Below are 13,524 nucleotides of genomic sequence, written 5' to 3'. Positions count from 1 at the left end.
CCGGCTCAGCCCGGGATCGCCCGGAGGGCGGTGGCGAGGTCGGTGCCGGTGCGGCGCACCGAGAGGAATCCGTTGCCGATGAACTCGGCCGGGTACCAACGGTCGTCGGCCTCCAGCACGGCGTGGCCCGGCTCGTCGTCGGCCAGTCGGTCCATGTCGCCGAAGACCACCGCCCGGGTGACGGGCAGCGGGTCGCCGTCGACGCCGTAGCCCTCGACCTGGCCTTTCCGCAGGAGCACGGCGTCGGTGCGGCCGGTGAAGGCGTTGACGTCGGCGGCGGTCCAGTCCGCGTCGAGCGGCGGGGCGGTGAGCTCCAGGACCGCGAAGCCGAGCCGCGGCCGGATCCACTCGGCGTCGCGTTCGATGCCGAGGACGCCGCCGACGAAGGCCATCCGGAGCGCGCCGTCGGGCCGCTGCCACTCGAACGGGACGAGCGACAGGTGGGACGGGAAGCTGTCGTCCCCGATCCGCTCCCGAACGGCCGGCTCGGCCGTCTCCGAGCCGTAGCGGTGCGCGAAGAACGCGGTGATCCAGCCGGTGACCTCGCACCCGCCGGAGTAGGACTTCCACTTGTAGATCGAGCGCCAGAACTCCTCGTCCACCTCGCCGCCGGCGGCGGTCGCGGCGATCGTCTCCAGCACCGGCCGCAGCGCGCGCAGCCACTCGCGCAGACCCGCGAACCGCGCCTCCAGCCCGCCGACCCGGTCGGCCAGCAGCCGCCAGTCCGCGGCGGCGCCCTCCAGCCGGATCCGCGGGATGCCGCAGAGCGTGCGCCAGCGGAAGTCGTAGTACGGGCTGACCACGTCCATCAGCGCCACCAGGGTGGCGGAGGCGTCCACCGGAGTGGTGGTGGAGAAGGCGGGCTGGAACAGGTCCGCGAGCTCCTCGCCGATCTCCTTCCGGAGCAGCGGCTGGACCAGGTGCAGCGAGCGCTGCCAGTCGGGGGCGGCGAGCAGCGAGTCGTCCCGGACCTCGATGGTCCGCTTCGTCCCCGGAGTCCTGGTGAACAGCCCGGCGTACCTCTCGCCGTTCAGCCGGACGTGGGTGGCCACCTCGTGCACGACGGCGTACCAGAGCAGGTCCGGCGAGAGGCTGACCGGCAGGTGCGCGCGGAAGCACAGGTGCAGCGCGTGCAGCAGCAGGCTGGACGCCGAGCCGTCCGTCGGCCCGGCCACCAGCGCTCGGGTGGAGCGGTGGTGGACGGCGAACTCCTGGCCCACCGCCGCCCGCAGGAAGGCGTCGTTGCCCGTGTCCGCCAGTTCGGCGGCGACCCCCGCGGCCCGCTCGTCCTCGGCGAACGGCAGGGTGATCTCGACGGCCATGGTGTCTCCCCCCGGAGTCCGGCCCGCGCCCGCAGGTGCAAAAGAGCCACGATGGTACGGGAGTTCGACGCGGACGGGCCCGCCCACCGGTGCAGGTGGGCGGGCCCGTCCGGGGGCTTGCGGAGGTTCAGGCCTCGTTGGTGTCGCCGTCCTCGCCGGAGGCGGAGTCGCCGTCCTCGACCTGCTCCTGGAGGCCGAGGCGCTCGACCATCCACTGCTCGAAGCCGACGGCGGCCTGGGTCCAGTTGGCGGTGGTGCCGACGAAGTACTCCAGGTTGACGCCGTTGCCGACGATCATCTGGGACTCGCCGATCAGGCGGACCACGCCGTCCTCGTGGGTGTGGGTGTAGACCTTCGGCCAGAGGGTCTCGCGGTTCCACTCGTCGATCAGGTCGAGCAGCTCGGCCTTCTTCTCCAGCGGGAACGGGCGGTCGTAGAAGGCGCGGACCGCGAAGAGCTCCTTCTGGTCGCCGCGGAACATGTAGTAGACGCGGAAGTTCTCCCAGGGGGCGGTGAGGTCGCCCTCCTCGTCCACCACGTGCTTGAGCTGCATCTGGTCGAGCAGCTGGGTGACCAGGTTCTGGTCCGGAACGATCACCGGCGGCGGCCCGGCCGGAGCTCCGCCCGGCTGGCCGCCGCCCTGCGGCAGGCCGAAGGAGGGGATGGACGACGGGTCGATGCTCACGGGGGTGTCCCTTTCACGGTGCACAAGGTTGGCTGCCGGTGGGGGGCCGCCTTTCCAGGTCTCCATCCTGCCTCATTCGGGGCCCGGGGCACAGGGTGCACCTCGGTGCGTGATCACCTCCGTGCGAGCGGTGGCCCCCGGGACGTCCGCGCAGGTGGCGCGGGGCGGGCGGAGCCGTTCGGGGCCCCGCCCGCCCGGGGGCGTCACTTCACCAGCGAGGGGCGCGGCCCGACGGTCAGCCGGTCTCCCGAGTCGTCCCGGTCGACCAGGACGGTGTCGCCGTCGTGCACCCGGCCGGAGAGGATCTCCTTGGCCAGCTGGTCGCCGATCGCGGACTGCACCAGCCGACGCAGCGGGCGGGCGCCGTACGCCGGGTCGTAACCGGTGAGGGAGAGCCAGTCCCGGGCCGCCGGGGTGACGTCCAGGGTGAGCCGGCGCTCGTGCAGGCGGCGGCCGAGGGCCGCGACCTGCAGGTCGACGATCCGGCTGAGCTCCTCGGTGCCGAGCGGCTCGAAGACCACGATGTCGTCGAGCCGGTTCAGGAACTCCGGCTTGAAGGACTGCCGGACGGTCTCCAGCACCAGTTCCTTCTTGCGCTCCTCCGGCGTGCCCGGGTTGACCAGGTACTGGGAGCCCAGGTTGGAGGTGAGGATCAGGATCGCGTTGCGGAAGTCCACCGTGCGGCCCTGGCCGTCGGTGAGCCGGCCGTCGTCCAGCACCTGGAGCAGCACGTCGAACACCTCGGGGTGGGCCTTCTCCACCTCGTCCAGCAGCACCACGCTGTACGGGCGGCGGCGGACCGCCTCGGTGAGCTGGCCGCCCTCCTCGTAGCCGACGTACCCGGGCGGGGCGCCGACCAGCCGGGAGACCGAGTGCTTCTCGCCGTACTCGCTCATGTCGATCCGGACCATCGCCCGCTCGTCGTCGAACAGGAAGTCCGCGAGCGCCTTGGCGAGTTCGGTCTTGCCGACGCCGGTCGGGCCGAGGAACAGGAACGAGCCGGTCGGCCGGTCCGGGTCGGCGATGCCGGAACGGGTGCGGCGCACCGCGTCCGAGACGGCCTGGACGGCCTCCCGCTGGCCGATCAGGCGTCGGCCCAACTCCTCCTCCATGCGGAGGAGTTTGGCGCTCTCGCCCTCCAGCAGCCGGCCGGCCGGGATGCCCGTCCAGGAGGCGACCACGTCGGCCACGTCGTCCGGGCCGACCTGCTCCTTGACCATGGTGGTGTTCGGCTGGTCCGCCGCACGGTCCTGCGCCTCGGTCAGCTCCCGCTCGGCGGATGGGATCTCGGCGTACATCAGCTTGGAGGCGCGCTCGAAGTCGCCGTCCCGCTGGGCGCGGTCCAGCGCCCCGCGCAGGTCGTCCAGGCGCTCCTTGAGCTCGCCGACCCGGTTCAGGGACTTCTTCTCCTGCTCCCAGCGGGCGTTGAGGGTGCTCAGCTGCTCCTGCTTGTCGGCGAGGTCGCGGCGCAGCTTGCCGAGCCGCTCGACCGACGCCGGGTCGGACTCCTTGTCCAGCGCCAGCTCCTCCATCCGGAGCCGGTCGACGGAGCGCTGCAGCTCGTCGATCTCCACCGGGGAGGAGTCGATCTCCATCCGCAGCCGGGAGGCCGCCTCGTCGACCAGGTCGATCGCCTTGTCGGGGAGGAATCGGGCGGTGATGTACCGGTTGGAGAGGGTGGCGGCGGCGACCAGCGCGGCGTCGGTGATCTCCACCTTGTGGTGCGCCTCGTAGCGGCCCTTCAGGCCGCGCAGGATGGCGATGGTGTCCTCGACGCTGGGCTCGCCGACCATCACCTGCTGGAAGCGGCGCTCCAGGGCCGGGTCCTTCTCGATCCGCTCGCGGTACTCGTCCAGCGTGGTGGCGCCGACCATCCGCAGCTCGCCGCGGGCCAGCATCGGCTTGAGCATGTTGCCCGCGTCCATCGCGGAGTCGCCGCCGGCGCCCGCGCCGACCATGGTGTGCAGCTCGTCGATGAAGGTGATCACCTGGCCGTCGGAGGCCTTGATGTCGTTCAGGACGGCCTTCAGCCGCTCCTCGAACTCGCCGCGGAACTTCGCGCCCGCGACCATCGCCGCCAGGTCCAGCGAGACCAGGCGCTTGCCGCGCAGCGACTCCGGCACGTCCCCGGCGACGATCCGCTGGGCCAGGCCCTCGACCACGGCGGTCTTGCCGACGCCGGGCTCGCCGATCAGCACCGGGTTGTTCTTGGTGCGGCGGGAGAGCACCTGCACCACCCGGCGGATCTCCTGGTCGCGGCCGATCACCGGGTCGAGCTTGCCGTCCCGGGCGGCCTGGGTGAGGTCCGCGCCGTACTTCTCCAGGGCCTTGTAGGTGCCCTCCGGGTCCTGCGAGGTGACCCGGGCGCTGCCCCGGACGTCCTTGAACGCGGCCAGCAGGGCCTTGGGCGTCGCGCCGTGCTGCTGCAGCAGGTCGGCGACCTGGCCGCCCTCGGCGGCCAGGCCGACCATCAGGTGCTCGGTGGAGACGTACTGGTCGTCGAGGTCGGCGGCGCGCTTCCCGGCCTCCTCCAGCACCGCGAGGGTGTCACGGGACAGGCCCGGGGCGGCGACCGTGGAGCCCTGGGCGGCGGGCAGGGCGGCGGCCTGCTTGCGGGCGGCGGCCGCGATCGGCGCGGCGTCCGCCCCGACGGCCTGCAGCAGCGGGCGGGCCAGGCCCTCCGGCTGCTCCAGCAGGGCCAGCAGGATGTGCACCGGCCGGACGTCCGGATTCCCCGCGGAGCCGGCCTGCCGGATGGCGGCGGACAGTGCCTCCTGCGTCTTGCTGGTGAACTTACTGGCGTCCACTGCGGGCGTACCCCTCTCGTCGTCGGGACCTTTCAGGTCTGCTCACTACAGCATGCACTAAGTTGAGTCTATTCCGCTCAACTTTGGTTGAACTGTTCGGGCCGCGGCCCGCGGGTCAGGCCGAGCAGCAGCCGGGCGGGGCCGGCCGGGAGCTGTCCGGCCGGCCAGACGGCGCGCAGCGGGCGCTGCAGCTCCAGGCCGTCCAGCGGGACGGCGACCAGTCGGCGGGTGGCCAGTTCCTCGGTCACGGCCAGCTCGCTCAGGCAGACCGGGTCGGCGCCGGTCATCGCGGCGGCCTTCAGCGCGGTCGAGGAGGCCAGCTCCAACCGGGGCGCGGCCAACCCGCCGTACGGGGCGAGCGCCTCCTCCAGCACCTCCCGGGTGCCGGAGCCGACCTCGCGCAGCACCAGCGGGGTGGCGGCCAGCTCGGCGCCGCCGACGGGGGCGCGGCGGCGGGCCCAGCGGTGCTCGGGGGAGACCACCACGACCAGCCGGTCGGCGGCGACCACCGCGCCGGCCAGCCCGGGCGGAGTGGAGGTGCCCTCGACGAAGCCGAGGTCGGCCGCACCGGCCAGCACCTGGGCGGCGACGTCCTGGGAGTTCGCGGTGCGCAGCGTGACGGCGGTGCCCGGGCTGGCCTCGTTCAGGGCGAGCAGCCAGCCGGGCATCAGGTACTCGGCGACGGTCAGGCTGGCCACCACCCGCAGCCGGGCGTCCCGGCGTTCGCGCAGCGCGTCGATGCCGGCGTCCAGCGCCTGCGCGGCCTCGACCACCTGGCGCGCCCACTCGACCACCAGCCGGCCGGCTTCGGTGGGGCGGGAGCCGCGCGGGGAGCGCTCCAGCAGCGCCACCCCGATCTGCCGCTCCATGCCCTTGATCCGGGCACTGGCGGCGGGCTGGCTGACGCCCAGTTCGGCGGCGGCCCGCCCGACGCTGCCCAGCCGGGCCACTGCGAGCAGCAGCTCCAGTGCGCCGAGTTCCGGGACGTGCGGGGAGAGAGCCATAGGCCCAGGCTATGTCCTCATAGCGGACGGGCCGCTACCGCCGCCCCGTCCGCCCGACGACCGTGGAGGCATGGCAACCCTCCTCGCGCCGCGCAGCCGGCTGCGCACCCTCGACCTGGCCCGGCTCGGCCCCAACTGGTACGCCGCCGTCATGGGAACCGCGATCACCGGCAACGCCGCCGCCGCGCTGCCGGTCGACGTGCCCGGCCGGGCGGCGCTCGCCGAGGCGGTGTGGACGCTGTCGCTGCTGCTGCTCGCCGTGCTGCTGCCGGCCCGCGCCGCGCACCTGGTGCGGCACCGCGAGCAGGCCCGCCGCACGCTGCTGGAGGACCCGGCCGCCGCGGTGTTCTACGGCTGCCCGCCGATGGCGCTGCTGGCCGTCGGGTACGGAGCGCTGACGGTCGGCGGCCCGGTGCTCGGGCCCCGGGCCGGCCTGGCGCTGGACGTGCTGCTGTGGACCGCCGGCACCGGGTACGCGCTGCTGGTCGCGGCCGGGCTGCCCTACCTGATGATCACCCGGCACCGGCTGTCCGCCCTGGAGGCCAACCCGACCTGGCTGCTGCCCGTGGTCGCGCCCATGGTGTCCGCCGCGCTCGGCCCCGCGCTGGTCCCGCACCTGCCCGAGGGGGCGGCCCGGCAGGCCCTGCTGTACGGCTGCGTGGCGATGTTCGGCGCGAGCCTGCTGGCCACCCTGGCGCTGCTGCCGGTGGTGCTCGGCGGGCTGCTGCACGGCCGGCGGCCGGCGCCGGTGCTCACCCCGTCGCTGTTCCTGGTGCTCGGCCCGCTCGGCCAGTCCACCACCGCCGTCCACCAGTTCGCCGACGCGGTGCCGCTCGCCCTGCCGGGGGCCGGTCCCGGCGGTGCGGCGGCGGCCCGCGGGCTGGCGGAGGTGTACGGGATCGCGGTGATGGGATTCGCCCTGCTGTGGCTGGCCGTGGCCGTGGCGGCCAACCTGCGGGCGATGCGGGCGGAAATGCCGTTCGCGATGACCTGGTGGGCATTCACCTTCCCGGTCGGGACGTTGGTGACCGGCGCCGCCGCACTGGCCCGGCACACCGGATTCGGCGGATTCGCCGCGCTCGCCGCCGCCCTGTACCTGCTGCTGTTCGCGGCCTGGTCGGTGGCGGCCGCCCGGACCGCGACCGGGCTGCTGGCCGGGCGGTTGCTGTAGTGGTCGGACGCGGTACCGGGGGCGCTTCGGAGGCGGAGGATTCCGGATCGGTGGATTCGGCGAAGGATTGCTGAATTCCGTGAGTGGGCAGTGACATTCCGGCCCGTCGGGACGCTCGCGCGGGACCCTCGGGCACCTGTTTCCGAATGTCTGTTCGGGGGAGGGGGGCAAAGCCCGGAATCCGGATTTGCGGACCCCGGAGCGGGTGGTTTGCTGCAGGTTCCTGCACTTGCGGGAACCTGCAGCCGGAGAGCACTTGTTCGGCGTTCGCCGCGCTGTGAGGGTGTAGTCACGCCAAGTCGTTCCGGGCAGCCGCAGCCCGAGTCGGCGACTTGCTCTTCGCGTGGGGGCGACAGGTGCGTTCGTATCTGCGCAACAGGGGGGAAGAGCACCGGCCGGGACGCCATGTGTGGTGATGGCAGCCCGGAACCGGGGTCGGTGAGGCGTTGCTGCTCCGCCTCGCCGAAAGCGCCTTGACGCTGGCGTGACACGAGCGGGTCCTCCGGGATCCGGGTGCCCAGGCACCCGCCCCGGGGGACACGCCCGTTGTGCAGGGCTCCCGCCGTCGAGCCGGACGGCCCTGCTGAGATCATCATCCGCAAACGGAGGAACACGGCAGGGAGTGCTCGACGTGGCAGCGGACCACCCGATGTCCGACCTGGATCCCAGGACGGACGGCATGTCCGACCCGGAGGGCGGACTGCCCGAGGACGAAGCCTCCCGCCTCTACCTGGCCATCCTGGCCGCCGGCGGCCGGATACCGTTCGACGTCCCCGCCCCGGCCGGCCCGGGGACGGCTCCCGCCGCCGGGCCGCTGCCCGACCCCGACCGGCGCCAGGCGCTGCTCGACCAGCTGGTGGCGATCGGACTGGTCCTGCCGAACCGGATCGACGGCTGCTACGTCGCCGTCAGCCCGCGCGCCGTCGCCGAACGCCTCGGCCAGGAGATGCGCGCCCGGGCCAGCCGGCTGCTGCTGGACGCCGACCGGCTGCCCACCGCCCTCGACCCGCTGGCCCGCGCCTACGACGCCGTCCCGCGCCCCGCCGACCAGGCCCGGCAGGCCGTCTACGTGGACGGCCAGGAGAGCATCCGGCTGCGGATCGCCCAACTGGTCTCCGACTGCCGGCTCGAACTGCTCAGCGCCCAACCCGGGCTCCGGCCCCCCGCCGTCCTCGAACTCGCCCACGCCCAGGACCGGCTGATGCTGCGTCGGGGCGGCACCATGCGCGCCCTCTACCAGCCGGTCGCCCTGACCGCGGACAGCGCCGTCCGGCACGCCACCGCGATGGCCGAGCACGGAGCCCAACTGCGCATCCTCGACGAGCCGTTCCTGCGCCTGATCGTCATCGACCGGCGGGTCGCCGTGGTCCCCGCCGCCGACGACCACAGCCGCGCCGCCTTCGTCGAGGACCCGGCCGCGATCGCCTACCTGGTGGCCGGCTTCGAACGGGACTGGGCCCGCGCCGACCAGGTCCACTGGCGCGGCCTCGACCCCCGCGCCCTGACCCGCACCATCACCCACCGGGTCGGCCGGCTGCTCGCCCAGGGCCTCACCCAGCGCGCCGTCGCCACCCGCCTCGGCCTCTCCGAGCGCACCGTCGCCGGACACATCTCCCGGCTGCGCGAACTCCACGGCGCCGACACCCTGTTCCAACTCGGCTGGCTGATGCGCGGCGGAGGCCCCCGTGACTGAACCCGAGCCGATCGACGGCCACGCCCAGCGCCTCTACCTCGACGTCCTCGACGCCGGCGGCCGGATCGGTGCCGACGCCGTCCCCGAAGCACGCCGGGCCGCCCTGCGCGAACTGCTGCGCACCGGCCTGCTGATCCGCGACGGCATGGACGAGTCCTACCTGGCCGTCAACCCGCGGTTCGTGGCCGAGACCCTCGGCGCCGAGATGAACGCCGAAGCCACCCGGCTGCTCAACCGGGCCGAACGCCTCGCCGCCGACCTCGACCCGCTGATCACCGCGTACGACAGCGTGCCCCGCCCGATGGCCCCCGTCGGCACCGACATCCAGGTGGTCGGACGCGAGCACATCCGCCAGCGGATCGCCCAACTCGGCTCCGACTGCCGGGAAGAGGCCCTCACCGCACAACCCGGCCAACCCGTGCCCGCCGCCCTGGAGATGTCCCTGCGGCAGGAACTCCCGGTCCTGCGCCGGGGCTGCCGGATCCGCACCCTGTACCGCCCCGGCGTGCTCGCCGAACCCGCCGCCATCCGCTACGCCGCCACCCTCACCGAGGCCGGCGGTGAAGTCCGGCTGCTCGACGAACCCTTCCAGCGCGCCCTGGTCTTCGACCGCGCCGTGGCCGTCGTGCCCGCCGCCGAGGACCACAGCCGGGCCGCGGTGATCGCCGACCCCGCCACCGTGGCGATGATCGTGGCCGGCTTCGAACGGGACTGGGCCCGGGCCGAGCGCGTCAGCTGGCACACCATGCTCGACCACGCCCCCGCCCGCACCGCCGCCGACCGGGTGGGCCGGCTGCTCGCCCAGGGCCTCACCCAGCGCGCCGTCGCCACCCGCCTCGGCCTCTCCGAGCGCACCGTCGCCGGACACATCTCCCGGCTGCGCGAACTCCACGGCGCCGACACCCTGTTCCAACTCGGCTGGCTGATGCGCGGGGGTGAACACCGTGACTGAACCGCCCACCGCCGCGGAACGGGCCCTCTACCTCTCGGTTCTCCGGGCCGGCCGGGTCTCCCTGCGGGAGTTGATGGAGCAGGACGCGGCGGCGACCGCCCGGTTGCTGGAACTCGGCCTGCTGGTGCACTTCGCCGCAAAGGGCTGGGTGGCGGCCGTCAACCCGCGGGCGGCGGGAGCCCGGCTCAGCGCCGCCCTGCGGCAGGACGCCGCCGACCTGCTGGCCCGGGCCGACCGCACGGCGGCCGACCTGGACGAACTCGCCGAGTCCTACGACACCGCCCACCGGCGCGCCGAGTCCGAGGCCGGGATCACCCACCTCCAGGGCCTGGAGCGGATCCAGCACCGCCTGGTGGTGATCCAGTCCGACCCGTGGGAGGAGTCCCTGGTCGCCCAGCCCGGCTCGCGCCCCCCGGAGTACCTGGACGACAGCGTCATGTCCCGGCAGGCACTGGACCGTGGCGCCGCGATCGACGTGCTTTACCAGCCGGTCTCCCGCCGGACGCCGCACACGGTGGCCTACGCGGCGGCTGCCACCGACTGGGGCATGCGGCTGCGCGTGCTGGACGAACCGTTCGCCCGCATGATGATCGTCGACCGGCGGATCGCGGTCATCGCCACCGTCACCGACAACCGCAGCGGCGCCGCCTTCATCGAGGACCCGGCCGTGGTCGACCACCTGGTCGCCCTCTTCCTCCGCGACTTCGCCCGCGCCGACCGCGTCCCCTGGCAGCTGCTCGCCGACCAGAAACTCCCCGAAGTCCTGCACCGCATCGGCGAGTTGCTCGCCACGGGCCTCACCCAGCGGGCGATCGCATCCCGCCTCAACCTCTCCGAGCGCACCGTCGCCGCCCACATCGCCCGCCTGCGCGAGCACCACGACGCCGAGACGCAGTTCCAGCTCGGCTGGCTGATGCGGGAAGGAGCCCGGTGAGCGATCTCCTGCCGAACGAGGCCGAACGCGCGCTGTACCGCGAAATCGTCCAGCAGGGCGGGCGGGTGATGTTCCGTGAGGCGATGCAGCAGCACCCGGCCGCCACCCTGCGCCTGATCGAGCTCGGGCTGCTCGCGCACCACACCGTGGACGAGGCGCTGACCGCCGTCAATCCGCGCGCCGCCGGCGGCCGGATCGGTGCCCGGATGCGGGCCGAGGGCGCCGGCCTGCTGCTGCGCGCGGAGGAGGCCACCGCCCTCCTCGAACCGCTCACCCAGGCCTACGAGTCCGCCCGCGGCCAGGTCGACCGCTCCACCGTGGTCCGGCACGTCCGGGACGTCGAGCAGATCCGGCACGGCATCCTCCAGGTCCAGTCGGAGACCCGGGAGGAGATCCTGGCCGCCCAACCCGGCGGCGCCCGCCCGCACAGGTTCCTGCAGCAGTCCCTGGAGATCACCCGCCAGAACCTCGCCGCCGGGGTCTCGCTGCGCACCGTCTACCAGCCGGGCGCCATCGCCGACCCGGTGACCACGGCCTACGCCGCCGAGGTGACCGAACTCGGCGAGCGGGTCCGGGTCCTGGACGAGCCGTTCACCCGCGTGCTGCTGTTCGACCGCAGGGCGGCGATCATCCCGGCGGCCGCCGACAACTCCTCGGCCGCGTTCGTCGAGGACCCCGCCGTCGTCGCCGTCCTGGTGGAGGGGTTCGAACGCGACTGGGCGCGCGCCGAACGGGTCGACTGGCGGGCGCTGGCGGGGCGGCCCCGTCGGACGGGGGTGCCGGACGAGCTCGGCGCGCTGCTGGCCCAGGGCCTCACGCAGCGGGCCATCGCGTCGCGGCTGGGGCTCTCGGAGCGGACGGTGGCCGGTCACATCGCCCGGCTCCGCGAGCACCACGAGGCCGAGACGCTGTTCCAGCTCGGCTGGCTGATGCGGGAGGGGGCGCGGTGAGCGACGCACCGAGCGAGGCGGAGAAGCGCCTGTACCGCGAAGTCCTCGCGCGGGGCGGGTGGATGACGTTCCGGGAGGCCGGCGAACAGGACATCGGCTCGGCCCTGCGTCTGCTGGAGCTCGGGCTGCTCTTCCACTACGAGTTCGACGACACGCTGAACGCCGTCAACCCGCGGGTGGCCGTCGACCGGGTTTCCACCAGACTGCGGGAGACCAGCAACCGGCTGATGCGCCAAGCCGAAGCGGCAGAAGCCGGGATGGAGGACCTCAGCCAGGCCTACGACGCCCTGATCGGCCGCCGCAACCACACCAACGTGGTGCGGCACATCGACCGGAACGTCCACATCCGGCACCGCATCGTGCAGATCGAGGCCGAGATGCGGGAGGAACGGCTCGCCGCCCAGCCGGGCGGCGCCCGCCCGCACAAGTTCCTCAAGCAGTCCCTCGAACAGGCCCGGCAGTTCCTGGCCGCCGGCATCGCGCTCCGGACCCTCTACGCGCCCGGCGCCCGCACCGACGAGCCGACCGCCGAGTACTGCGCCGACGTCAACGCACTGGGCGAACAGACCCGGATCCTCGCGGAGCCGTTCACCCGCCTCCTGATCTACGACCGACGCGTCGCGATCATTCCGGCCTCCCCGGACAACCGCGGTGCCGCGGTCTTCATCGAGGACCCGGCCGTCGTCGCCGTCCTGGTCGACCGCTTCGAACGCGACTGGGCGCGCGCCGAACGGGTCGACTGGCGGGCGCTGGCGGGGCGGCCCCGTCAGGCGGGGGTGCCGGACGAGCTCGGCGCTCTGCTGGCCCAGGGCCTCACCCAGCGGGCCATCGCGTCGCGGCTGGGGCTCTCGGAGCGGACGGTGGCCGGTCACATCGCCCGGCTGCGGGAGTTCTACGATGCGGAGACCCTGTTCCAGCTCGGCTGGCAGTTGCGCGGGGCGCGGGAGCGGCCGAACGGCACCACCCGGCCGGGAGCGACTCCCGGAGCGGCGGACGGTTGAGGAGGAGTGGTACCTGTGAGCGAGCCGAGCGGAGCCGCACTGCCGAGCGAGTCGGAGCGGCGGCTGTACCAGCAGATCCTGGACCAGGGCGGGCGGGTGACGTTCCGTGAGGCCGTCGAGCAGGACGGGACGGGGGTGCTCCGGCTGCTGGAGCTGGGGCTGCTGGTCCACGACGCCGCCGACCAGTCGCTGACGGCGGTGAACCCGCGCGCGGTGAGCGACCGGATCTCCGCCGAGCTGCGCGCCGAGGGCACCCGGATGCTGCTGCGTGCCGAGGAGATGCCGACCCTGCTGGAGGACCTCACCGACGCCTACGACGCCACTCCGCGTCGCGCGGACCGCTCCAGCGTGGTGCAGCACGTCGACCGGACGGATCGGATCCGGCGCCGGGTCCGGCAGTTGGCGAGCGAGGCGGCGGAGGAGGAGCTGTCGCTGCACCCGGGGGGCGCGGGCCCGGCCGAGTTGCTGGAGGCGGGCCTGGAGCGCACTCGCCGTTTCCTGGAGCGGGGTGCGTCGATCCGGACCGTCTACGAGCCGACCGCGCTGCTGGACGAGCCCACGGTGCGGTGGGCGGAGGCGGTCACCGCCTGGGGCGGTCGGTTCCGCACGCTGAGCGAACCGTTCAGCCGGATGATCATCTTCGACCGCCGGGTCGCCGTCGTCCCGGCTTCGGCCGACAACTCGAGTGCCGCGTTCATCGAGGACCCGGCGGTGGTGTCGTTCCTGGTCGCCGCGTTCGAGCGGGACTGGGAGCGGTCGGAGCGGGTCCAGTGGCGTTCCGACCACGAGGGGGAGAGCGTGGTCCCGGTCCACGAACAGGTCGGGAGGCTGCTGGCCCAGGGGCTGACCCAGCGCTCCATCGCCACCCGGCTGGGCCTGGGCGAGCGGACCGTCGCGGCACACATCTCCCGCCTGCGCGAACTCCACGACGCGGAGACCCTCTTCCAGCTGGGCTGGCAGATGCGGGGAGCCGAGGGGCCGCGCGAGGAGACCGCGGAGAACTGA

At 73.7% G+C, this 13,524-nt stretch carries 11 protein-coding genes; 7 read left to right on the top strand and 4 right to left on the bottom strand.

From position 1 onward, the window contains the following. Positions 1-5 precede the first annotated feature (5 nt). The 4 genes from BX266_RS17665 to BX266_RS17650 all read right to left on the bottom strand — a co-directional run bounded on the left by BX266_RS17665 (position 6) and on the right by BX266_RS17650 (position 5,818). On the bottom strand, positions 6-1,322 hold the full coding sequence (locus BX266_RS17665; RefSeq protein ID WP_099900986.1) for a DUF4419 domain-containing protein: 1,317 nt from the start codon (positions 1,320-1,322) through the stop codon (positions 6-8). Positions 1,323-1,449: 127 nt separating this feature from the next. Beyond that, positions 1,450-2,007, bottom strand: a complete 558-nt coding sequence (locus BX266_RS17660; RefSeq protein WP_099900985.1) for a YbjN domain-containing protein — start codon at positions 2,005-2,007, stop codon at positions 1,450-1,452. A 203-nt stretch (positions 2,008-2,210) separates the two neighbouring features. Continuing rightward, a complete protein-coding gene (gene clpB / locus BX266_RS17655) occupies positions 2,211-4,814 on the bottom strand; it encodes an ATP-dependent chaperone ClpB (RefSeq protein WP_099900982.1) in 2,604 nt (867 codons plus the stop codon). A 77-nt stretch (positions 4,815-4,891) separates the two neighbouring features. After that, on the bottom strand, positions 4,892-5,818 hold the full coding sequence (locus BX266_RS17650) for a LysR family transcriptional regulator (protein ID WP_099900981.1): 927 nt from the start codon (positions 5,816-5,818) through the stop codon (positions 4,892-4,894). A gap of 70 nt (positions 5,819-5,888) precedes the next feature. On the opposite strand from BX266_RS17650, the gene BX266_RS17645 reads away from it, so the two are divergent. The 7 genes from BX266_RS17645 to BX266_RS17615 all read left to right on the top strand — a co-directional run bounded on the left by BX266_RS17645 (position 5,889) and on the right by BX266_RS17615 (position 13,524). Next, complete coding sequence (locus BX266_RS17645) at positions 5,889-6,989, top strand: C4-dicarboxylate ABC transporter (protein ID WP_099900979.1); 1,101 nt, start codon at positions 5,889-5,891, stop codon at positions 6,987-6,989. A 631-nt stretch (positions 6,990-7,620) separates the two neighbouring features. Further along, positions 7,621-8,682 carry a helix-turn-helix domain-containing protein gene (locus BX266_RS40875; RefSeq protein ID WP_310794788.1) on the top strand — a complete coding sequence of 354 codons (1,062 nt, stop codon included), beginning with the start codon at positions 7,621-7,623 and terminating at the stop codon, positions 8,680-8,682. Next, complete coding sequence (locus BX266_RS17635) at positions 8,675-9,634, top strand: helix-turn-helix domain-containing protein (RefSeq protein ID WP_099900978.1); 960 nt, start codon at positions 8,675-8,677, stop codon at positions 9,632-9,634. The genes BX266_RS40875 and BX266_RS17635 overlap by 8 nt, the downstream gene beginning before the upstream one ends. After that, positions 9,627-10,568 (top strand): LuxR C-terminal-related transcriptional regulator, encoded by a 942-nt coding sequence (locus BX266_RS17630; protein WP_120314383.1) that lies wholly within the window; start codon positions 9,627-9,629, stop codon positions 10,566-10,568. Before BX266_RS17635 ends, BX266_RS17630 begins: the two co-directional genes overlap by 8 nt. Continuing rightward, positions 10,565-11,518 carry a LuxR C-terminal-related transcriptional regulator gene (locus BX266_RS17625; RefSeq protein ID WP_099900975.1) on the top strand — a complete coding sequence of 318 codons (954 nt, stop codon included), beginning with the start codon at positions 10,565-10,567 and terminating at the stop codon, positions 11,516-11,518. The genes BX266_RS17630 and BX266_RS17625 overlap by 4 nt, the downstream gene beginning before the upstream one ends. Next, on the top strand, positions 11,515-12,519 hold the full coding sequence (locus tag BX266_RS17620) for a LuxR C-terminal-related transcriptional regulator (protein WP_099900973.1): 1,005 nt from the start codon (positions 11,515-11,517) through the stop codon (positions 12,517-12,519). Before BX266_RS17625 ends, BX266_RS17620 begins: the two co-directional genes overlap by 4 nt. A gap of 15 nt (positions 12,520-12,534) precedes the next feature. Next, positions 12,535-13,524: a LuxR C-terminal-related transcriptional regulator gene (locus BX266_RS17615; RefSeq protein WP_099900971.1), complete on the top strand. Its 990-nt coding sequence runs from the start codon at positions 12,535-12,537 to the stop codon at positions 13,522-13,524.

It is taken from the genome of Streptomyces sp. TLI_171 (genome assembly GCF_003610255.1).
In the GTDB taxonomy this organism is placed as follows: Bacteria; Actinomycetota; Actinomycetes; order Streptomycetales; family Streptomycetaceae; genus Kitasatospora.
Note: the sequence above shows the minus strand (reverse complement) of the source record. Positions and strands in the feature narration are given on the sequence as shown.